This window comes from Pseudomonas sp. 1176_21 (assembly GCF_052850635.1).
On the sequence record NZ_VXCV01000004.1, the window covers coordinates 337,831 to 358,326 of the forward strand.

Here is a 20,496-nt window from a genome sequence, read left to right on the forward strand (position 1 = left end):
AATGAACGAACAAGAGATATTGCTGGCATTCGGCGGGATCGGTGTCGCGGCCCTGGGCTGCCAGTGGCTGGCCTGGCGGCTGAAGCTGCCGGCGATCCTGTTCCTGCTGCTCAGCGGCATAATGGCCGGGCCGATCCTGGGTTGGCTCGACCCGCAGGAAATGTTCGGCCCGCTGCTGATGCCGCTGGTGTCGCTGGCGGTGGCGCTGATCCTGTTCGAGGGCAGCCTGACCCTGCACCTGTCGCAATGGCGCGAGATCGGCACGGTGGTGCGGCGCATGGTGACCCTCGGCGCGCTGTCCACCTGGGTGGTGATCAGCGCGGCCACCCACTGGCTGCTAGGGTTCGACTGGCTGCTGGCGATCCTGTTCGGCACCCTGACCCTGGTCACCGGGCCGACCGTGGTCGTGCCGATGCTGCGGGTGGTACGGCCCAAGGCGGCGGTGGCCAACATCCTGCGCTGGGAAGGCATCGTCATCGACCCGATCGGCGCCCTGCTGGCGGTGGTGGTGTACAGCTTCATCATTGCCAGCGCCGCTGGCGACGGCCTGAGCCAGAGCCTGCTGACGTTCGCCGGGGTGATCCTGTGCGGCAGCGCCTTCGGCGTGGCCGGTGGCTGGCTGCTGGGCCAGGTGATCCGCCATCAATGGCTGCCCGAGTACCTGCACAACCTGGCCTCGCTGGCAGCGGTGCTGGGGATCTTCATCGCCTCCAACCAGGTGATGCACGAGTCGGGGCTGCTGGCGGTGACCCTGATGGGCATGTGGCTGGCCAACATGAAGGGCGTGGATGTGCGCCAGATCCTGCACTTCAAGGAGAACCTCAGCGTGCTGCTGATCTCCGGCCTGTTCATTCTGCTGGCGGCGCGCCTGGACCTGAATGCCCTGCTCGGCCTGGGCCCTGCGGTGCTGGCCCTGCTGCTGGTGATTCAGCTGATTGCGCGGCCGCTGAACGTGGCGCTGTCGACCTGGGGCTCGCAGCTCAACTGGCGCGAGCGTGCGCTGCTGGCCTGGATCGCCCCGCGCGGCATCGTGGCCGCGGCAGTGTCGGCGATTTTCGCGATACGCCTGGACGAGGCCGGGCACGCGGGGGCCTTGCTGCTGGTGCCGCTGACGTTCGCGGTGATCATCGGTACGGTGGTGCTGCAAAGCGCCACGGCGCGGCCGCTGGCGCGCCTGCTCAAGGTGGCCGAGCCTGCCCCCAGCGGGTTTCTGATCGTGGGCGCCAACGCGCCGGCCAGGGCCCTGGGCACGGCCTTGCAACAACTGGGCAGCCGGGTGCTGCTGGCCGATTCGAGCTGGGAGAACATTCGCGCGGCGCGCATGGAGGGGTTGCCGACCTATTTCGGTCACCCGGCCTCGCAGCATGCAGATGCGCACCTGGACCTTGTAGGCCTGGGGCACCTGCTGGGGCTGTCGCCGGCGGGCGAGCTCAACACCCTGGCATGCACGCGCTTTCGACATGATTTCGGGCATCAGCGTCTGTTCGTGCTGGCCAGCGGGCTGGAGCGCCAGCGCAGCGACAAGCACCGCGCCAGTGACGAACATCGCGGGCGCCTGTTTGGCAGCCAGGCGTTGACCTATGTGCAACTGGCCAACCTGTTCAACCAGGGCGCCGAGCTGTACACCACGCACCTGACCGAGGCGTTTGGCTGGGCGGACTACCAGGCGTTGCATGGCGATCGCGCGACCTTGCTGTTTGCCCGCGATGCCAGTGGCTGGGTGTATGTGGTAGGACCGGATACGGCGCTGAAGCCGGGGCCTGGGTGGACGCTGGTGGCGCTGGTCCAGCCGCAGGCAGGTTGATCGCGCGGGCTTGTTGGCCGTTCAGAAGCCGGGCAACACCGGCACCGGCCGCTTGTCTTCGTCGATGGCGACGAAGCTGAACAACCCGTGAATCGCCTTCTCGCGACTGTCGCAGCTCATGCTTTCGACAAACACCTCCACCTCGACCTTCAGGCTGGTGGTACCCACCTTCACCACCGTCCCCACCAGTTCCACGATCGAGCCGGCGGCAATCGGGTGCTTGAAGTCGATGCGGTCGGTCGACACCGTCACCAGCGGCAAGCGGCAGAAGCGCGTGGCGGCAATGAACGACACCTCGTCCATCCACGCCAGCGCGGTGCCGCCGAACAGGGTGTTGTGATGGTTGGTGGTCGAGGGGAACACCGCCTTGGTCACGCGGGTCACCGACAACTGGGTACGGCGCTGGATCTCTTGCTCTCTACTGTTCATGACATCTCTGAAACACGAATGACGGACAACAAAAAAGCAGCCCGAAGGCTGCTTTCTTTTCGCATGGCGGTCCCGTGCCCGCCGGTCAAACTAGCCTCAGGCCAGTTTTTCCTTGATGCGAGCGGCTTTGCCGGACAGGTCGCGCAGGTAGTACAGCTTGGCTTTACGCACGTCACCACGACGTTTCACGGCCAGGCTGTCGATCTGCGGGCTGTAGGTCTGGAAAGTACGCTCTACGCCAACACCGTTGGAGATTTTACGAACAGTGAAAGCACTGTTCACACCACGGTTACGCTTGGCGATAACAACACCTTCGAACGCCTGCAGACGCGAACGGTCGCCTTCCTTCACTTTCACCTGAACGACAACAGTGTCGCCTGGGGCAAAGGTCGGGATCTCTTTGGTCATCTGCTCGGCTTCGAGTTGCAGAATGATTTTGTTGGTCATGCTGTGCTCCTAAGATAGGTCGTCAGACCCACCATCGATACGTTAACTATCGTCCCGCTCTCGGAGATACTCCTCGAGCAGCTTCTTCTCTTCTCCAGAAAGTGAGCGACTTTCCAGAAGATCGACGCGTCGTTCATAGGTCCGCCCAAGGGACTGCTGTAAACGCCAGCGCCGGATGTGTGCATGGTTGCCACTGAGCAACACGTCGGGAACACGCTGATCCGCATACACCTCCGGTCGGGTGTAGTGCGGGCAATCGAGCAGACCATCGGTGAAGGAGTCTTCCTCCGCCGAGTCCGCATGCCCTAAAGCTCCGGGCAGCAGCCGCGTAACCGCATCGATCAGGACCATCGCCGGCAGCTCGCCGCCAGACAGTACATAGTCGCCAATCGACCACTCTTCATCGACATGAGCCTGAATGAACCGCTCGTCAATGCCTTCATAACGACCTGCGATGAGAATCAACGACTCTGCATTCGCCAGTTCGCGTACCGCCGACTGATTCAGCTGACGGCCTTGTGGCGACAGGTAGATCACCTTCGCCGCTTCCCCTGCCTGCTGCCTGGCCTGAACCAGCGCATCTTCCAGGGGCTTGATCTTCATCACCATGCCCGGACCACCGCCAAACGGCCGATCATCCACGGTGTGGTGGCGATCTGTGGTGTAGTCCCGCGGATTGTGGCAGGTCAGTTGCAACAACCCCTGCTTCACCGCGCGGCTGGTAATGCCGTACTCACTGATGGCCGAGAACATCTCGGGGAACAACGTAATGACTTCGACACGAAGGCTCGCCATCGTCTAGAAGTCCGCGTCCCATTCCACCCTCATTTCGCCTGCAGCCAGGTCGACCTTCAACACGCACTGCCCGGTATAGGGCAACAGGCGTTCACGATCATCCAGGCTGCCCACGCAGGGCTTGACCACCATTACATCGTTCGCGCCGGTCTCCAACAGGTGATCAACCGTGCCGAACAGCTGTTCGTCCTGGTTGATGACTTTCAGACCTACCAACTGGTACCAGTAGTACTCGTCTTCGGTCAGGTCGGGCAAAAGGCTACGCGAGATGCAAATCTCGTAACCGCTCAGAAGACGGGCTTCATCGCGATCGTCGAGGCCTTTGAGCTTGGCAACCAGATCCTTTTGAGTGGATCGGCCGCTGACCAGCTCGACCTGCTTGACCACACCTTCGCGCCGGAGCGTCCAGTTGCGGTAATCCAACAGGTTTTCAATCGGATCGGTAAAGGAAAAGACCTTCACCTCGCCGCGAACGCCGTGAACCGAAAAAATCTTGCCAACAACGATCAGGTCGTCAGCTTTTTCTGGCGTCGCGCTCATACTATTCAGGCAGCAGCCTTAGCAGCATCTTTCAGCAGTTTTGCAACGCGCTCGGATGGCTGTGCGCCAACGCTCAGCCAGTGAGCAACGCGATCCTGCTTAACGGACAGGCGAACTTCCTGGCCACGAGCGATAGGGTTGAAGAAACCAACCTGCTCGATGTGCGAACCGGTAACCGGGTTACGCGAGTCGGTCACGGTCAGGGTGTAGAATGGGCGCTTTTTGGAGCCGCCACGGGCAAGACGGATGGTTAGCATAGAACATCGTTCCTGTAGTCGGTGCTGCAAATCATAATGCACAGCGGGCACACGGGTGCCCGAAAGGCCGCATATTCTCAAGGAATACACGGACTTTTGCAAATGCCTTTTAACGGCGAGCGACAAGCCGCCGTGCTGATCTGCGAATGAGCCGCTTCTGTATATAGAAGGCGGCACGGGTCCCGCCAGCGGCGGGGTTCCGGTCGGTGCCCCACGGGAGGCACCGGCCTGAATGTGGTTACAGCTTGGGCATGCCGCCGCCAGGCAGCATGCCGCCAAGGCCGCGCATCATCTTCGACATGCCGCCCTTGGTGGAAAACTTCTTCATCATCTTCTGCATCTGCTTGTGCTGCTTGATCAAGCGGCCGATGTCCTGCACCTGGGTGCCCGAGCCCATGGCGATGCGGCGCTTGCGCGAACCGCTGATCAGCTCGGGGTCGCGGCGCTCGGCCGGGGTCATGGAGTTGATGATCGCCTCCATCTGCTTGAACTGCTTCTCTGCCGCGCCCTGGGCATTGCCCATCTGCGACAGGTTGACGCCGCCGATGCTCGGCATCTTGTCCATCAGGCCGCTCAGGCCGCCCATGTTCTTCATCTGCTGCAGCTGGTCGCGGAAGTCCTCGAGATCGAAGCCCTTGCCCTTCTTCAGCTTCTTGGCCAGCTTGTCGGCCTTTTCCTTGTCCAGGGTCTGCTCGGCCTGCTCGATCAGGCTGAGCACGTCGCCCATGCCCAGGATCCGCGAGGCAATGCGGTCCGGGTGGAACGGTTCGAGCGCTTCGCTCTTCTCGCCCATGCCGATGAACTTGATCGGCTTGCCGGTGATCGCGCGTACCGACAGCGCGGCGCCGCCACGGGCATCACCGTCGACCTTGGTCAGGATCACGCCGGTCAGCGGCAGCGCCTCGCCAAACGCCTTGGCAGTGTTGGCGGCGTCCTGGCCGGTCATGGCATCGACCACGAACAGGGTCTCGATCGGCTTGACCGCAGCGTGCAGCTGCTTGATCTCGCCCATCATCTCGGCATCGATGTGCAGACGCCCGGCGGTGTCGACGATGACAACGTCGATGAACTTGAGCTTGGCTTCGCGAATCGCCGCCTCGGCGATGGCCACCGGTTTCTGGGTGATGTCCGACGGGAAGAAGGTCACGCCGATGTCGTTGGCCAGGGTTTCGAGCTGCTTGATGGCCGCCGGACGGTACACGTCGGCCGACACCACCATCACGCTCTTCTTCTTGCGCTCCTTGAGAAAGCGCGCCAGCTTGCCGGCGGTGGTGGTCTTGCCCGCACCCTGCAGGCCGGCCATCAGCACAACGGCAGGCGGCGCGCTGTTGAGCGCGAGGTCTTCGTTGGCCGCGCCCATCAGCTCTTCGAGTTCGGCCTGGACGATCTTCACGAACGCCTGGCCAGGCGTCAGGCTGCGCGACACCTCGGTGCCGACCGCGCGTTCCTTGACCTTGTTGACGAAATCCTTGACCACCGGCAGGGCGACGTCGGCCTCGAGCAACGCCATGCGCACTTCGCGCAGGGTGTCTTTAATATTGTCCTCGGTGAGCTTGGCTTTACCGGTGACATGGCGCAGCGTCTGTGACAGACGGTCGGTCAGGTTTTCAAACATGGGGATCCTTTCAGGCTCTGTAGAACCGAGGTTTATCAGCTGCCCCTGGCGCATTCGGCCAGCCTTGGGCAAGGGCAGGCCGGCGATTATAGCGAAGACTCGCGCACGCGCACACCATGGCGTCGGCCACCAGTCTTCCTTGGCAGGCGCGTTGTATGCCAAACTCAGGGCCTTTCGGGCTTGCCTAACAGGACTTATGCTCCCCTTGTCACCCAGCTTGCTACCCAATCTGATCGCCGCCTGCCTGTACGCCGCCGCGATTTTCTATCAAGGCACCCGCCTGGCCCGAGGCACCAAGGCCGACAAGCGGCTGCTCGGAATGCTCGGCGCCTTCGCCGTGGTCGCTCAGGGCACCGCGTTGTGCTGGCAGCTGCTCACGCCGCTGGGCCTGAGCCTGGACTTCTTCAGCGCCGCCAGCCTGATCGCCACCGCAGTGATTGCCCTGACCCTGGTCGCCACCCTGCGCATCCCGGTGGAGAACCTGTTGCTGCTGCTGTTCCCGCTGGGCCTGCTGACCGCGCTGATGGCGCAGTTCGCGCCCTCGGGCACGGTGCCGCTGGTCAACGAGGAGCCCGGCATCCTGGCGCATATCCTGCTGTCGATCCTGGCCTACGGGCTGTTCACCATCGCGGTGTTCCAGGCCTTGCTGCTGCTGGTGCAGGATTACCAGCTCAAGCACAAGCACCCCTCGGGCCTGATCCGCAACTTCCCGCCGCTGCAGACCATGGAGAGCCTGCTGTTCGGCTTCCTGTGGGCCGGCTGGGCGCTGCTGTCGCTGTCGCTGATCTCCGGCTGGCTGTTCCTGGACAACCTGTTCGCCCAGCACCTGGTGCACAAGACCCTGCTCGCCTGCGTGGCCTGGATCGTCTTCGGCGTCCTGCTGTGGGGCCGCACCCGCCTGGGCTGGCGCGGTCACAAGGCGATCCGCTGGACCCTGGCCGGTTTCTGCCTGCTGATGCTGGCGTATTTCGGCAGCAAGCTGGTACGCGAATTCATTCTGCATATCTGACAGGCGACCTATGAACACTCTGCCGTTAGGCCCACAGGTCGCGGTACTGGCACTGACCCTGGTGTGGTCGGCGCTGTTCAGCGCAGTGGATGCCGCCCAGCAGCAACAGGGCGGCACCCGCCGCAATGGCCCCAGAAGCGAACGTGCACTGATGCTGGGCGCCACCCTGGGCAAGCTGCTGGTGTTCGCCCTGGCCTCGCTGCTGGGCTTTGCCCATGCCGGCGAGCGCGGCTTCTGGCTGGCCTGCGCGGCAGCGGCACTGGCCGTGCTGGTGCTCACCGACTACCTCCCCCGCCAGCTGGCCCGACGCTACCCCGACGCCCTGCTGGGCCTGGGCGAGAGCCTGCTCAAGGTGCCGCTCATGCTGCTGCAGCCACTGGCCTGGCTGCTCGATGGCGTTGCACGCCTGTTGCTGCGCCCCTTCGCGGGCAAGGTCACGGCTGTCACCCAGCATGACAATCGCCACGACACCCCCGGCGCCTCCGGTGCGCCGGACGAGGAACATGCCCAGCACAGGAGCGACCTGCTCGGCAGCCTTCAGGCGCTGGACAAGGTGACGGTCAACGACATCCTGGTGCCGCGCAACGATGTCGACGGGATCAACCTCGACGAGCCGATCGAAAAGATCATCGAGCAACTGATCGTCAGCCGTCACACCCGCCTGCCGGTGTTCCACAGTGATATCAACCAGGTCGAGGCGATCCTCAACACGCGCCAGATCAGCCACCTGCTGCCCAAGGCCGAGCTGACCCTGGCCAACCTGCTGGCGGCGTGCTACGAGCCATACTTCGTGCCCGAAAGCACCCCGCTGCAGCTGCAGCTGCTGAACTTTCACAAACAGCAGCGGCGCCTGGGCGTGGTGGTGGACGAATATGGCGAAGTGCAGGGCATCGTCACCCTGGAAGACATTCTTGAAGAGATCGTGGGCGAGTTCGAGGAAGAGCACAGCCTGGACAACCCGCACATTCACCCGCAGCCCGATGGGCGCTACGTGATCGAGGGCAACATTTCGATCCGCGAGCTCAACCGCAGCCTGGGCTGGCACCTGCCCAGCGACGGCCCGAAAACCCTGAACGGCCTGGTGACCGAGGCGCTGGAAAGCATCCCCGCCAGCGCGGTGTGCCTGAAAATGGGCCGTTATCGCATGGAAATCCTCGAAACCGAGGACAATTGCGCCAGCCGCATACTGGTCTGGACCGTTTCCCGCTAGCTATACTCGAGCCCGCCGGCGCTTGCCCGCGGCAGGTGCCGGAGCCTTCGCAGCACTCGACAGGGAAACGTTCATGACGACCAGCAGCACCTATAACAACAACGATGAAACCGCAGCGCCCCCAGTCAACTCGCCCGCCCGGGTAGCCACGGCCAGCTTCATCGGCACCGCCATCGAGTTCTACGACTTCTACGTATACGCCACGGCAGCGGCCCTGGTGATCGGCCCGGTGTTCTTCCCGCAGACCTCGGGCACCGCGCAGATGCTCTCGGCCTTCCTCACCTTCGGCATCGCGTTTCTGGCGCGCCCGCTGGGTTCGGCGCTGTTCGGCCATTTTGGCGACCGCATCGGTCGCAAGTCGACGCTGGTGGCCTCGCTGCTGCTGATGGGCATCTGCACCACGCTGATCGGCGTGCTGCCGGGTTACGACAGCATTGGCGCCTGGGCACCGATCCTGCTGTGCCTGCTGCGCTTCGGCCAGGGCCTGGGGCTGGGCGGCGAATGGGGCGGTGCAGCGCTGCTGGCCACCGAGAACGCGCCCAAGGGCAAGCGGGCGTGGTTCGGCATGTTCCCGCAGCTGGGCCCTTCGATCGGCTTTCTGGCGGCCAACGGCCTGTTCCTGACCCTGGCCATGACCCTTTCCGACGAGCAGTTCCGCAGCTGGGGCTGGCGCATTCCGTTCCTGCTCAGCGCCGCGCTGGTGATCGTGGGGCTGTATGTGCGGCTCAAGCTCGAGGAGTCGCCGGTGTTCGCCAAGGCCGTGGCGCGCCACGAGCGGGTGAAGATGCCGGTGGTCGAGCTGTTCGCACAGTACTGGGCGCCCACCCTGCTGGGCGCGGCGGCGATGGTGGTGTGCTACGCGCTGTTCTACATCTCGACGGTGTTCTCGCTGAGCTACGGGGTATCGACCCTTGGCTACAGCCGCGAGACCTTTCTGGCACTGCTGTGCTTTGCGGTGGTGTTCATGGCCCTGGCCACGCCGCTGTCGGCCTGGCTGAGCGACCGGTACGGACGCAAGCCGGTGCTGATCGTGGGTGGGGTGCTGGCCATCCTGTCGGGGTTCACCATGGAGCCGCTGCTGACGTCGGGGTCGACCGCGGGCGTGGCGCTGTTTCTGGCCATCGAACTGTTTCTGATGGGGGTGACGTTCGCGCCGATGGGGGCGCTGCTGCCTGAGCTGTTCCCCACGCACGTGCGCTATACCGGGGCCTCGGCGGCGTACAACCTGGGCGGGATCGTCGGAGCCTCGGCGGCGCCGTTCTTTGCACAGAAGCTGGTGGCCATGGGCGGCCTGAGCTGGGTGGGCGGGTATGTGTCGGCGGCAGCAGTACTGAGCCTGATTGCAGTGCTGTGCCTGAAAGAGACCCGGCATACGGAACTCTGAAGACAGGCTGCTGCGCAGCTATCGCGGGTCAGGCCCGCTCCCACAGGCATCATCACTGTTTATGTGGGAGCGGGCCTGACCCGCGATGACGTACTAAAGCCTTACAGCTCTACGCTGACTGCCTGCGAAGCCCGGGTCGCCTTGGCCCGCGCGGCTTCGATCGACTCGTCACGCGCCAGGCACACGCCCATGCGCCGCTGGCCATTCACCTCTGGCTTGCCGAACAGGCGCAGCGCCGTGTCCGGCTCGCTCAGCGCCGCGCCGAGGTTGGCGAAGGCGGTCTGCTGCGAAGTGCCTTCCACCAGAATCACTGCCGAAGCCGACGGCCCGAACTGGCGAATCAGCGGAATCGGCAGGCCCAAGATCGCCCGCGCATGCAGCGCGAACTGCGAAAGGTCCTGGGAAATCAGGGTCACCAGGCCAGTGTCGTGCGGGCGCGGCGAGACTTCGCTGAACCACACCTGGTCGCCCTTGACGAACAGCTCCACGCCGAACATGCCGCGACCACCCAGGGCCTCGGTCACCGCACGCGCCACGCGCTCGGACTCGGCCAGCGCCTTGGGGCTCATCGCCTGCGGCTGCCACGACTCCTGATAATCGCCCTTCTCCTGGCGATGCCCGACCGACGCGCAGAAGGTGGTGCCGCCCACATGGCGCACGGTGAGCAGGGTGATCTCGTACTCGAAGTCGATGAAGCCCTCGATGATGACCCGGCCCTTGCCGGCACGCCCGCCTTCCTGGGCATAGTCCCACGCAGCCTGCACGTCATCGACGCCCTTGAGCAGGCTCTGGCCCTTGCCCGACGAGCTCATCACCGGCTTGACCACACACGGGAAGCCGAGGTCTTCGACGGCCTTGCGGTAGTCTTCGAAGGTGTCGGCAAAGTGGTAAGGCGAGGTTGGCAGGTCCAGCTCCTCGGCGGCCAGGCGGCGGATGCCCTCGCGGTTCATGGTCAGCTGCGCGGCGCGTGCGGTCGGCACCACGGTAAAGCCTTCGGCTTCCAGCTCAACCAGGGTGGCGGTGGCGATGGCTTCGATTTCCGGCACGATGTAGTGCGGCTGCTCGGCCTCGATCACTGCGCGCAGGGCGGCGCCATCGAGCATGTTGATCACGTGGCTGCGGTGCGCCACCTGCATGGCCGGGGCATCGGCGTAACGGTCCACGGCAATCACTTCAACGCCCAGGCGTTGCAGCTCGATCACCACTTCCTTGCCCAGTTCGCCACAGCCACACAGCAGTACTCGGGTCGCGGTCGGCGACAAGGGGGTTCCGATACGGGTCATCTCAGGTCCTCAGAGGGAAGGAATCCAGGGCCGCCCCAGCACGGTGCAACCCGGTGAAAAGAAGCGCCATTTTACATGGCGCAGGCGTTCTTGCGTGCGCGCCAGGCCATCGCCAGCCACACCACCGTCACCCCGGCGAACTTGGAGCCCAGCGCTGTACCGACCACGGCCGGGGTCAGTGCGCCGATCATGCCGAAGAAGATGAAGGTATCCAGCGGGATGCTCAGCGCCGAGCTGAGCCACAGGCGGTCATGCAACGGGCGCTTGGTGATGCTGAACACCAGCCAGTCGATCAGCTCCGATACCGCGAACGCGGTGGCGCTGGCCAGGGCAATGGCAGGCTCGGAGGTGATATAGGACAGCACCAGGGCGCCAAGCATGGCCAGCAGGGCGCCGTGGCCGAAGCGGGTCTGCACCATGTCGCGCAGGATGAACACCAGCCCGCCCCAGGCGGACCAGATGACGTCCAGGTGCGGGGCACTGGAGAACGCGTAGTTGATCAGCACCACGCTGGCGATGTAAGCAATCAGAAAGAACATAGAAACACCGGTTGGCAAGCCGTACAGGGTACTTGAGTGCCCCCGCACGGCCAAGCCCGGGATCAGCCGGCGGCCTTGCCCACCGTCATCACCAGGCCCGCCGCCACGGCGCGCTCATGGCACAGCACCAGCACCTGGCGCCGTTCGTCGTTGGCCATGCGGCCCCAGCGCGTGATCTCGCTGGCGGTGCGCTGGCAGCCGGTGCAGATATCCTGCTCGTCCAGCGCGCAGATATGCACGCAAGGCGAGGCCACCGGTCGTTCAGGGCTGCTCATCAGTCCTCCTGAGGTACAAGGTCACGGGCATAGCGCTGGGCGTTGTGCACATAGTGGGCAGCGCTGGCCTCGAGCAGTTGCTGCTGCGCCGGGGTCAGTTCGCGCACCACCTTGCCCGGCGAGCCGACCACCAGCGAACCATCGGGAATCTCGCGCCCCTCGGGCACCAGCGCATTGGCGCCGATGATGCAGTGCTTGCCGATGCGCGCACCATTGAGGATCACCGCGCCGATGCCCACCAGGCTGTAGTCGCCGACCGTGCAGCCATGCAGCATGGCGTTGTGGCCGACCGTCACGCCCTTGCCCAGGGTCAGTGGCCAGCCCATGTCGGTGTGCATCACCGTACCGTCCTGCACGTTGCTGTTCTCGCCGATGTCGATCAGCTCGTTGTCGCCGCGCAGCACCGCGCCGAACCAGACGTTGGCCCCCGCCTGCAGGCGTACCTTGCCGATCAGCGTGGCGGTGGGCGCTACCCAGCTCTGTGGGTGGGTTTCGACGCGCAGGTCGCCCAGACGGTATTTCATGCGTGGTTCCTCACGGTGGGAAGGCGGCGGGTTGGCCCGCTCATCTTGTAGGGGTGCGCTCAGGCGGATGGTGCAGGCTGATGCGCGCATCGTAAAGCAGGTTGACCAGCTCGACGATCATGATCGCCGACAGGCCCCAGATCTTGTACTCGCCGAAACGGTAGCTGGGCACGTACCAGCTGCGGCCCTGGTAGTCGATGCGGTGGGTATGGTCGCGCGGGTCCTGGCGGAAGAACTCCAGCGGCACGCTGAACACCGCGGCAATCTCGGCATCGTTGGCGCGGTACTCGACATAGTCGGGAATCAGCCCGACAAACGGCGTGACCTTCAGCCCGTGCAACGAAACCAGCGGGCTCAGCGGGCCGATGACTTCGACCAGCCCGGGCGGCAGGCCGATTTCCTCCTCGGCCTCGCGCAGCGCGGTGAACACCAGGTCCGGGTCTTCGGGGTCTCGCCGCCCGCCGGGGAAGGCCACTTCGCCGCCATGGGTCGAGAGCCCCTTGGCGCGCAGGGTCAGCACCAGTTCGGGCGACTCGCTGCGGGTGATGGGCAATAACACGGCAGCCTCGGGGAACCGACGATCGGTCTCCAGGGTGCCCGGCGTGTGACTGCTCATTCGGCGAAGTAACTCGTCCAGCATGGTCTCTCTCGTTCTGTCGGGTCTCTGCATGATGCACCAAAGGCGCAGCCCGCCCAAGCCCCCGCGACAATCGCGCTTGCGGGCCTGCGCGCACTGGCGCGAAGATAGGCGCAGCCACCAGGAAGATAAGCATGAATTACTGCAGTGCGTGCGGCAAACCGGTCACTCATCGCATCCCCGACGGCGACAACCGCCTGCGTCATGTCTGCGATCATTGCCATACCATCCATTACCAGAACCCCAACATCGTCGCCGGCGTGCTGCCCAGCCATGGCAGCCAGGTGCTGCTGTGCCGACGCGCCATCGAGCCGCGACGTGGCTACTGGACCCTGCCGGCCGGCTTCATGGAAAACGGCGAGACCATGGAACACGCCGCCCGCCGCGAGGCCGACGAGGAAGCCTGCGCGCGCCTGGGGCCGATGGCCCTGTACCAGCTGTTCGACCTGCCGCACATCAACCAGGTGCATGTGTTCTACCGCGCCGAGCTGGCCGACCTGGCATTTGCGGTGGGCGTCGAGAGCCTGGAAGTGCGCATGTTCGAGGAAAGCGAGATCCCCTGGGACGAGCTGGCTTTCAGGACCGTGAGTCGTGCCCTAGAATGCTACTATCTCGACCGCCAGGGGCAGCATTACCCGGTACGCACCGAATGCCTGTCCCCGCGGGTCGAACCGCTCACTTGAACCCATACGTCGCCACTTTCAGGGATACCGTTTCATGCGCTGGTTGCTTGCCCTCTTCTGCCTCGGTGTGGCGTCGGTGTCCCAGGCGGCGTTTACCGAAACCATTGTGCGAAAACCGCTTGGCCAGGTGACGCCCTCGACCCCGGCGCCCACCCCCTCCGGCGCCCCGTTGATCGACAAGGTGCTGGTGATCAAGTCCGAACGCCGCCTGCAACTGATGAGCGGCGACACCTCGATGAAGAGCTACCGCATCTCGCTGGGCAAGCAGCCCACCGGTGCCAAGCTGCGCGAGGGCGACAAGCGCACGCCCGAGGGGTTGTACTGGCTCGACTGGCGCAAGGTGTCCGACCGTTACAACCTGGCCATCCACGTCTCCTACCCCAATGTCAGCGACTCGGCCCGTGCCCGCCGCGAAGGGGTGAAGCCGGGCAGCATGATCATGATCCACGGCACACCGGACAGTGCGGACTACCCCGAGGCGCTGTTCCACACCCTGGACTGGACCGAAGGCTGCATCGCCATGACCAACCGCGACATGCGCGAAGTGTGGAACCTGGTCAGCGACGGCACGCTGATCGAGATTCGGCCCTGACCCCTGCCCCGGATCAACAGCCGGCCGCAGTGCCGGCTGTCATCAAAGCGCCCCTAAATCGTCATATTCGCCTTCTAAAGTGCCGGTCTGCATGACGCCACTTCTGCTGAAGGATATGAAGCAATGAGTCGAGACACCGGCGACAACCTGGACCGCAACGCCAGTGGCAACCTGCCGATGACGTCCGTACTGGACATGTATCTGAGCCGCCGCAGCGTGGTGCGCGGCAGCCTGGGCGCAGCCATCGCGATGATTGCCGGTGCAGGCCTAGGTGGCTGTTTCGACAGCTACGCCGCGGACAAAGCCGCCGCCCCTACCGCCTCGTCGCCGCTGGCGCTCGGTTTCGACTCGATCCCCGGCTCGCGCACCGATGCCTGCACAGTGGCCGCCGGCTACAGCGCCTATGTGCTGGCACCATGGGGTACCCCGTTGAACAGCGCCGCTAAACCCTGGCAGGCCGACGGCAGCAACAGCGCCGAAGACCAGGCAAACGCCATGGGCATGCACCACGACGGCATGCATTTCTTCCCCATCGGTGGCAGCTCCGACGACGGTCTGCTGGCAATCAACTTCGAATACATCGATGCCCAGGCCCTGCATTCTGCCGGCCCCACCCTGGACGCTACCGGCAAGCGGCCGCCCGAGGAGGTGCGCAAGGAGATCAACGCCCACGGCGCCGGCGTCGTGCGCCTGAACAAGCGCGGCGGGCGCTGGCAGGTGGTCGACAACGATCCGCTCAACCGCCGCTTCACCAGCGCCAGCGTGATGGACCTGGCCGGCCCGCTGCGCGGCACCGATCACGTCAAGACCGCGTTCTCCAGAAACGGCACGCAGTCGCGCGGCACCAACAACAACTGCGGTAACGGCCACACCCCATGGGGCACCTACCTGACCTGCGAGGAGAACTGGCCAGGTATCTTCATCAATACGACCACTGCGCTGCCGGCCGATCAGCAGCGCCTGGGCGTCAGCACCGGGACAAGCCTGTACAAGTGGGAAACCGCCGCCGGCGCAGCGGACGAAGTGGACGACGAATTCGCCCGCTTCGACATCACCCCACGCGGTACGTCGGCCACCGACGACTATCGCAATGAAGCCAGCACGTTTGGCTACATCGTCGAAATCGACCCGTATGACGCCAGTCGCCGCGCGGTCAAACGCACCGCCCTGGGACGTTTTCGCCACGAGGGCTGCTGCCCCGGCCTGGCGGTGGCAGGCCAACCGGTGGTGTTCTACATGGGTGACGACTCGAACAACGAATACCTCTACAAATTCGTCTCCAGCGCGCCCTGGGACCCGGCCGATGCCACCCCGCACGACCGCCTGGCCATCGGCGCCAAGTACATGGACCAGGGCAAGCTGTACGTGGCGCGCTTCGATGCCGACGGCAGCGGCCAGTGGCTGCTACTCGATGCTGCCTCGCCCACCATCGATGGCAAGACCCTTGGCGCCCTCTACGGCGACCTGCCGGGCATCATCCTCAATACCCGTGGCGCAGCCGATGCATTGGGCGCCACGCCGATGGACCGCCCGGAGTGGACCACGGTCAACCCGCTCAACGGCGACGCCTACCTGAGCCTGACCAACAACAGCCTGCGCACCCCGACCAGCGTCGACCAGGCCAACCCGCGGGGGCCTAACAAGCACGGTCACATCATCCGCTGGCACGACGGCACGGATCAGCTGAGCTTCACTTGGGACATCTTCGTGTTCGGCGCCAATGCCGCGGCCAGCGCCGACATCAACCGCTCCGGCCTGACCGAACACAACCAGTTCGCCAGCCCCGACGGCATGAGTTTCGATAGCCGCGGTATCCTCTGGTTCGAGACCGACAACAGCGAACCGAGCGTGAGCGACTACACCAACGACCAGGTGCTTGCCGTGATCCCGGACCTGTTGCTCGATGCCCAGGGCAAGCGCAGCCCGATCAACGCGGACAACGCCCTGAACCTGCGTCGCTTCTTCGTGGGGCCCAATGGGTGTGAGGTGACAGGGATTGCGTTCACTCCGGACAACCGCTCGATGTTCGTCAACATCCAGCACCCGGCCAACTGGCCCAGCACCGATGTAGCGACCACGGCAACGCCGGCCGGCAGCAAGGTGCGACCACGTGCGGCGACGGTGGTGATTCAGCGCAATGATGGGGGGGAGATAGGCGTCTGAGCAGCAGGGGACTGCTCGAAGGGAGGTGGGGCATGCCCCACGACCCTCAGAAATCAGCGAGCTGCCAGACCTCGTAGGCCGGGGTCTCGTAGGGGTGGCTCGCCTTCAGGGCCGCGACTACCGGCCCCACCAGCGCATCGTCCACCACCAGCTCGACCCGCCACTCCTCGACCTGCTCGACCACCCCGCTCTGCCCGATGAACGGCTGGCTGCCGCTCAACGGACGGAACTGGCCCTGGCCCAGCACCTGCCACGCACAGCTGTCGTAGGCGCCGATGCGTCCGCCACCGGCGGCGAACACAGCGGCCTTGACCTGCTCCACATGGCTGGGCGGCACGAAGAAGGCGAGTTTGAACACCCTCAGTTCACCCAGGCCCGCGCGTTGCGGAACATGCGCATCCAGGCGGCGTCTTCGTTCCAGTCATCCGGGCGCCACGAGTTCTGCACCGCACGGAATACCCGCTCAGGGTGCGGCATCATGATGGTAACGCGCCCGTCGCGGCTGGTCAGGCCGGTGATCCCGCGCGGCGAACCGTTCGGGTTGGCCGGGTAGGTCTCGGTGACCTTGCCGTGGTTGTCGACGAAACGCAGGGCCACGCAACCGGACAGGTCGGCTTCCAGCAGTGCCTCTTCGCTGGCGAACTCGGCATGCCCTTCACCGTGCGCAATGGCGATCGGCATGCGCGAACCGGCCATGCCCTGCAGGAAGATCGAGTTGGACTCCTGCACCTGGACCATCGCCACGCGCGCCTCGAACTGCTCGGAGCGGTTACGCACGAAGTGCGGCCAGAACTCGCTGCCCGGGATCAGCTCGTGCAGGTTGGACATCATCTGGCAACCGTTGCACACACCCAGGGTGAAGCTGTCGCTACGCTCGAAGAAGCCCTGGAAGGCGTCGCGGGCGCGGCTGTTGAACAGCGCCGACTTGGCCCAGCCTTCACCGGCACCCAGCACGTCACCGTAGGAGAAGCCGCCGCAGGCAACCATGCCCTTGAACTCGTTCAGGTCGACGCGACCGGCGAGGATATCGCTCATGTGCACGTCGATGGCGTTGAAGCCGGCACGGTCGAACGCCGCAGCCATTTCCACCTGGCCGTTGACGCCCTGCTCGCGCAGTACCGCCACCTGTGGGCGAATGCCCTTCTTGATGTAAGGCGCCGCGATGTCGTGGTTGACGTCGAAGCCCAGCTTGACGCTCAGGCCCGGGTTGTCTTCCTCGAGCAGGCCGTCGAACTCCTGGTCGGCGCAGTCGGCGTTGTCGCGCAGGCGCTGGATCTGGTAGCTGGTCTCGGCCCACTGGCGCTGCAGCAGGCGGCGGTCGCCGGTGAACAGCACTTCGCCGTTCAGGCTGATGGCCACGTCGGCACAATTGACCGGCTTGCCGATCACCGCCACGCAGTCTTCGCCAAGGCCAGCGGCGCTGAACTGGGCCAGCACGTCCGGGGTGGCGTCCTGGCGCACCTGGATCACCGCACCCAGCTCTTCGTTGAAGAGGATGGCCGCGACTTTCTCGCGCTTGCCGGTCAGGGTGTCCAGTTCCAGGTTCAGCCCGCAATGGCCGGCGAAGGCCATTTCCAGCGCGGTGGCCAGCAGGCCGCCGTCGGAGCGGTCGTGGTAGGCCAGCAGGTGACCGTCGGCGTTCAGGCCCTGGATCACCGCGAAGAACGCCTTGAGGTCTTCGGCGTCGTCGACGTCCGGTGCCTGGCTGGCGAGCTTGCCGTGGGTCTGGGCCAGGATCGAGGCGCCCATGCGGTTCTGGCCGCGACCCAGGTCGATCAGGATCAGGTCGGTTTCGCCCTTGTCCATGCGCAGTTGCGGGGTCAGGGTCTTGCGGATGTCGGTAACCGGGGCAAAGCCGGTCACGATCAGCGACATCGGCGAGGTCACGGTCTTCTCGCGACCTTCATCTTCCCAGCGGGTCTTCATGGACATCGAGTCCTTGCCCACCGGAATGGTCAGGCCCAGCTCGGGGCACAGTTCCATGCCCACGGCCTTGACCGCGTCGTACAGGCGCGCGTCTTCACCGGGGTGGCCGGCAGCCGACATCCAGTTGGCCGACAGCTTGATGTCGGACAGCTTGCCGATGCGCGAGGCCGCCATGTTGGTCAGGGTCTCGCCGATCGCCATGCGCCCGGACGCCTGGGCGTCGAGCAGGGCCAGCGGGGTGCGCTCGCCCATGGCCATGGCTTCGCCGGTGTACACGTCGAAGCTGGTGGCGGTGACGGCCACGTCGGCCACCGGGACCTGCCATGGACCGACCATCTGGTCGCGGGCGACCAGGCCGGTGATGGTGCGGTCACCGATGGTGATCAGGAAGTTCTTGCTGGCCACGGCCGGGTGGCGCAGCACGCGCTGTACCGAGTCGGCGAGGTCCAGGGTGCTCGGGTCGAAATCGTCGCCCAGCTCGGCTTCGCGGCTGACCGAACGGTGCATGCGCGGGGCCTTGCCCAGCAGCACTTCCAGCGGCATGTCCACCGGGCTGTTGCCGAAGTGGCTGTCGGTGACGGTCAGTTGCGGTTCGGCAGTGGCTTCGCCGACCACCGCGAACGGGCAGCGCTCGCGTTCGCAGATGGCGGTGAAACGCTCCAGGTCCTTGGCGTCGACCGCCAGCACGTAGCGTTCCTGGGACTCGTTGCTCCAGATTTCCAGCGGCGCCATGCCCGGCTCGTCGTTGGGCACATTGCGCAGCTCGAAACGACCGCCACGGCCGCCGTCGTTGACCAGCTCGGGGAAGGCGTTGGACAGGCCGCCCGCGCCGACGTCATGGATGAACGCGATGGGGTTGGCATCGCCCAGCTGCCAGCAGCGGTCGATGACCTCCTGGCAGCGGCGTTCCATTTCAGGGTTCTCGCGCTGTACCGAGGCGAAATCGAGGTCGGCAGAGCTGGCGCCTGTGGCCATCGACGAGGCAGCACCGCCACCCAGGCCGATCAGCATGGCCGGGCCGCCGAGCACGATCAGCTTGGCGCCGACGGTGATCTCGCCCTTCTGCACATGGCCTTCGCGGATGTTGCCCATGCCGCCGGCGAGCATGATCGGCTTGTGGTAGCCGCGCACTTCTTCGCCGTGGGGGGTGTTGATCGACTGCTCGAAGGTACGGAAGTAACCGGTCAGTGCCGGGCGCCCGAATTCATTGTTGAACGCCGCGCCGCCCAGCGGGCCTTCGATCATGATGTCCAGCGCGGTGACGATGCGCTCCGGCTTGCCGTAGGGCTTTTCCCAAGGCTGTTCGAAGCCGGGGATCTGCAGGTTGGACACGGTGAAGCCGGTGAGGCCGGCCTTGGGCTTGGCGCCGCGACCGGTGGCACCTTCGTCGCGGATCTCGCCGCCGGAACCGGTGGAGGCCCCCGGGAACGGCGCGATGGCGGTCGGGTGGTTGTGGGTCTCGACCTTCATCAGGATGTGCACCGGCTCCTGCACCGCGCCGTACTGGCGGGTTTCAGGGTTCGGGAAGAAGCGCCCGGCGGTGGAACCGACGATCACCGAGGCGTTGTCCTTGTAAGCGGACAGCACGCCTTCGCTGTGCATCTGGTAGGTGTTCTTGATCATGCCGAACAGGCTTTTTTCCTGGCTCTGGCCGTCGATATCCCAACTGGCGTTGAAGATCTTGTGGCGGCAGTGCTCGGAGTTGGCCTGGGCGAACATCATCAGTTCGATGTCGTGCGGGTTGCGCTTGAGGCCCTGGAAGCTGGTGACCAGGTAGTCGATCTCGTCTTCGGCCAGGGCCAGGCCCAGCTCGACGTTGGCTTTTTCCAGCGCGGCGCGGCCACCGCCGAGGATGTCGACGGCGGTCAGCGGCTTGGGTTCGGCATGGCTGAACAGGCCGGCGGCCTCTTCGAGCCTGCCCAGCACGATCTGGGTCATGCGGTCGTGCAGCAGCTCGGCGACGGCGGCCACATCGGCCTCGCTCAGTTCACCGCCGACATAGAAGGCAGTACCACGCTCCAGGCGCTTGACGTTCTCCAGGCCGCAGTTGTGGGCGATGTCGCTGGCCTTGCTCGACCAGGGCGAGATGGTGCCGAAACGCGGCATGACCAGGAACAGGCGACCGCTGGGCTCCTGTACCGGCACGCTCGGGCCGTACTTGAGCAGGCGCGCGAGCACATGCTGTTGGTCGGCACTCAGCTCGCCGTCAACCTCGGCGAAATGGGCGAATTCAGCGTACAAACCACTAACAGCGGGGACTTTCTGGCTCAGTTGCTCGAGTAATTTACCGTGGCGAAAGGCAGAAAGGGCAGGAGCGCCGCGCAGGATCAACATCGTCGGGACAGCCTCAGGAAGGGGGTGTGCTTAGAGGCCGTGCATTCTAG

20 protein-coding genes are annotated in these 20,496 nt (G+C 64.9%); 7 read left to right on the forward strand and 13 right to left on the reverse strand.

What is annotated here, in order from left to right; genetic code table 11:
- The first annotated feature begins 1 nt into the window (after position 1).
- Entirely contained in the window at positions 2-1,804 is a 1,803-nt protein-coding gene (locus tag FW760_RS12405) for a cation:proton antiporter (RefSeq protein ID WP_446443805.1), read from the forward strand.
- A 21-nt stretch (positions 1,805-1,825) separates the two neighbouring features.
- Here the strand turns inward: FW760_RS12405 and FW760_RS12410 are convergent, their stop codons facing one another.
- The 6 genes from FW760_RS12410 to ffh form a co-directional block, all read right to left on the reverse strand.
- On the reverse strand, positions 1,826-2,233 hold the full coding sequence (locus FW760_RS12410) for an acyl-CoA thioesterase (RefSeq protein ID WP_043863187.1): 408 nt from the start codon (positions 2,231-2,233) through the stop codon (positions 1,826-1,828).
- Positions 2,234-2,329: 96 nt separating this feature from the next.
- On the reverse strand, positions 2,330-2,680 hold the full coding sequence (gene rplS / locus FW760_RS12415) for a 50S ribosomal protein L19 (RefSeq protein ID WP_043863186.1): 351 nt from the start codon (positions 2,678-2,680) through the stop codon (positions 2,330-2,332).
- 42 nt (positions 2,681-2,722) lie between these two features.
- On the reverse strand, positions 2,723-3,475 hold the full coding sequence (trmD, locus tag FW760_RS12420) for a tRNA (guanosine(37)-N1)-methyltransferase TrmD (RefSeq protein ID WP_043863185.1): 753 nt from the start codon (positions 3,473-3,475) through the stop codon (positions 2,723-2,725).
- A gap of 3 nt (positions 3,476-3,478) precedes the next feature.
- Positions 3,479-4,015 carry a ribosome maturation factor RimM gene (gene rimM / locus FW760_RS12425; protein WP_043863184.1) on the reverse strand — a complete coding sequence of 179 codons (537 nt, stop codon included), beginning with the start codon at positions 4,013-4,015 and terminating at the stop codon, positions 3,479-3,481.
- Between the two features lie 5 nt (positions 4,016-4,020).
- Entirely contained in the window at positions 4,021-4,272 is a 252-nt protein-coding gene (gene rpsP, locus FW760_RS12430) for a 30S ribosomal protein S16 (RefSeq protein WP_028942918.1), read from the reverse strand.
- 238 nt (positions 4,273-4,510) lie between these two features.
- Positions 4,511-5,887, reverse strand: a complete 1,377-nt coding sequence (gene ffh, locus FW760_RS12435; protein WP_043863183.1) for a signal recognition particle protein — start codon at positions 5,885-5,887, stop codon at positions 4,511-4,513.
- 196 nt (positions 5,888-6,083) lie between these two features.
- Between ffh and FW760_RS12440 the strand changes: the two genes are divergently transcribed.
- The 3 genes from FW760_RS12440 to FW760_RS12450 all read left to right on the forward strand — a co-directional run bounded on the left by FW760_RS12440 (position 6,084) and on the right by FW760_RS12450 (position 9,490).
- Positions 6,084-6,896: a cytochrome C assembly family protein gene (locus FW760_RS12440; RefSeq protein WP_043863182.1), complete on the forward strand. Its 813-nt coding sequence runs from the start codon at positions 6,084-6,086 to the stop codon at positions 6,894-6,896.
- 10 nt (positions 6,897-6,906) lie between these two features.
- Positions 6,907-8,106, forward strand: a complete 1,200-nt coding sequence (locus tag FW760_RS12445; RefSeq protein ID WP_088514564.1) for a transporter associated domain-containing protein — start codon at positions 6,907-6,909, stop codon at positions 8,104-8,106.
- Positions 8,107-8,179: 73 nt separating this feature from the next.
- Positions 8,180-9,490: an MFS transporter gene (locus FW760_RS12450; RefSeq protein WP_043863180.1), complete on the forward strand. Its 1,311-nt coding sequence runs from the start codon at positions 8,180-8,182 to the stop codon at positions 9,488-9,490.
- Between the two features lie 101 nt (positions 9,491-9,591).
- Here FW760_RS12450 and purT read toward each other — a convergent pair whose 3' ends face one another.
- From purT to FW760_RS12475, 5 genes are all read right to left on the reverse strand, one after another.
- A complete protein-coding gene (gene purT, locus FW760_RS12455; RefSeq protein ID WP_446443806.1) occupies positions 9,592-10,773 on the reverse strand; it encodes a formate-dependent phosphoribosylglycinamide formyltransferase in 1,182 nt (393 codons plus the stop codon).
- Between the two features lie 71 nt (positions 10,774-10,844).
- Positions 10,845-11,312, reverse strand: a complete 468-nt coding sequence (locus tag FW760_RS12460) for a VUT family protein (RefSeq protein WP_043863178.1) — start codon at positions 11,310-11,312, stop codon at positions 10,845-10,847.
- 62 nt (positions 11,313-11,374) lie between these two features.
- On the reverse strand, positions 11,375-11,587 hold the full coding sequence (locus tag FW760_RS12465) for a DUF1289 domain-containing protein (RefSeq protein WP_043863177.1): 213 nt from the start codon (positions 11,585-11,587) through the stop codon (positions 11,375-11,377).
- On the reverse strand, positions 11,587-12,111 hold the full coding sequence (locus FW760_RS12470; protein WP_054915036.1) for a gamma carbonic anhydrase family protein: 525 nt from the start codon (positions 12,109-12,111) through the stop codon (positions 11,587-11,589). Before FW760_RS12470 ends, FW760_RS12465 begins: the two co-directional genes overlap by 1 nt.
- 40 nt (positions 12,112-12,151) lie before the next feature.
- Positions 12,152-12,751 (reverse strand): CoA pyrophosphatase, encoded by a 600-nt coding sequence (locus FW760_RS12475; RefSeq protein ID WP_043863175.1) that lies wholly within the window; start codon positions 12,749-12,751, stop codon positions 12,152-12,154.
- A 131-nt stretch (positions 12,752-12,882) separates the two neighbouring features.
- Here FW760_RS12475 and FW760_RS12480 point away from each other — a divergent pair, with 131 nt between their 5' ends.
- The 3 genes from FW760_RS12480 (at position 12,883) to FW760_RS12490 (ending at position 16,186) form a co-directional block, all read left to right on the forward strand.
- The gene (locus FW760_RS12480; protein WP_446443807.1) at positions 12,883-13,431 is read left to right on the forward strand and encodes an NUDIX hydrolase; all 549 of its coding nucleotides are present in this window, start codon (positions 12,883-12,885) and stop codon (positions 13,429-13,431) included.
- 34 nt (positions 13,432-13,465) lie between these two features.
- Positions 13,466-14,023: a L,D-transpeptidase family protein gene (locus tag FW760_RS12485; RefSeq protein ID WP_054915039.1), complete on the forward strand. Its 558-nt coding sequence runs from the start codon at positions 13,466-13,468 to the stop codon at positions 14,021-14,023.
- Positions 14,024-14,146: 123 nt separating this feature from the next.
- Positions 14,147-16,186, forward strand: coding sequence for a PhoX family protein (locus FW760_RS12490; protein ID WP_446443808.1), 2,040 nt, complete (start codon positions 14,147-14,149; stop codon positions 16,184-16,186).
- Between the two features lie 46 nt (positions 16,187-16,232).
- Here the strand turns inward: FW760_RS12490 and FW760_RS12495 are convergent, their stop codons facing one another.
- Both FW760_RS12495 and purL read right to left on the reverse strand, forming a co-directional pair.
- Positions 16,233-16,544, reverse strand: a complete 312-nt coding sequence (locus tag FW760_RS12495) for a Nif3-like dinuclear metal center hexameric protein (protein WP_054915053.1) — start codon at positions 16,542-16,544, stop codon at positions 16,233-16,235.
- Positions 16,545-16,546: 2 nt separating this feature from the next.
- Positions 16,547-20,446, reverse strand: a complete 3,900-nt coding sequence (purL, locus tag FW760_RS12500) for a phosphoribosylformylglycinamidine synthase (protein WP_043860639.1) — start codon at positions 20,444-20,446, stop codon at positions 16,547-16,549.
- Positions 20,447-20,496 lie beyond the last annotated feature (50 nt).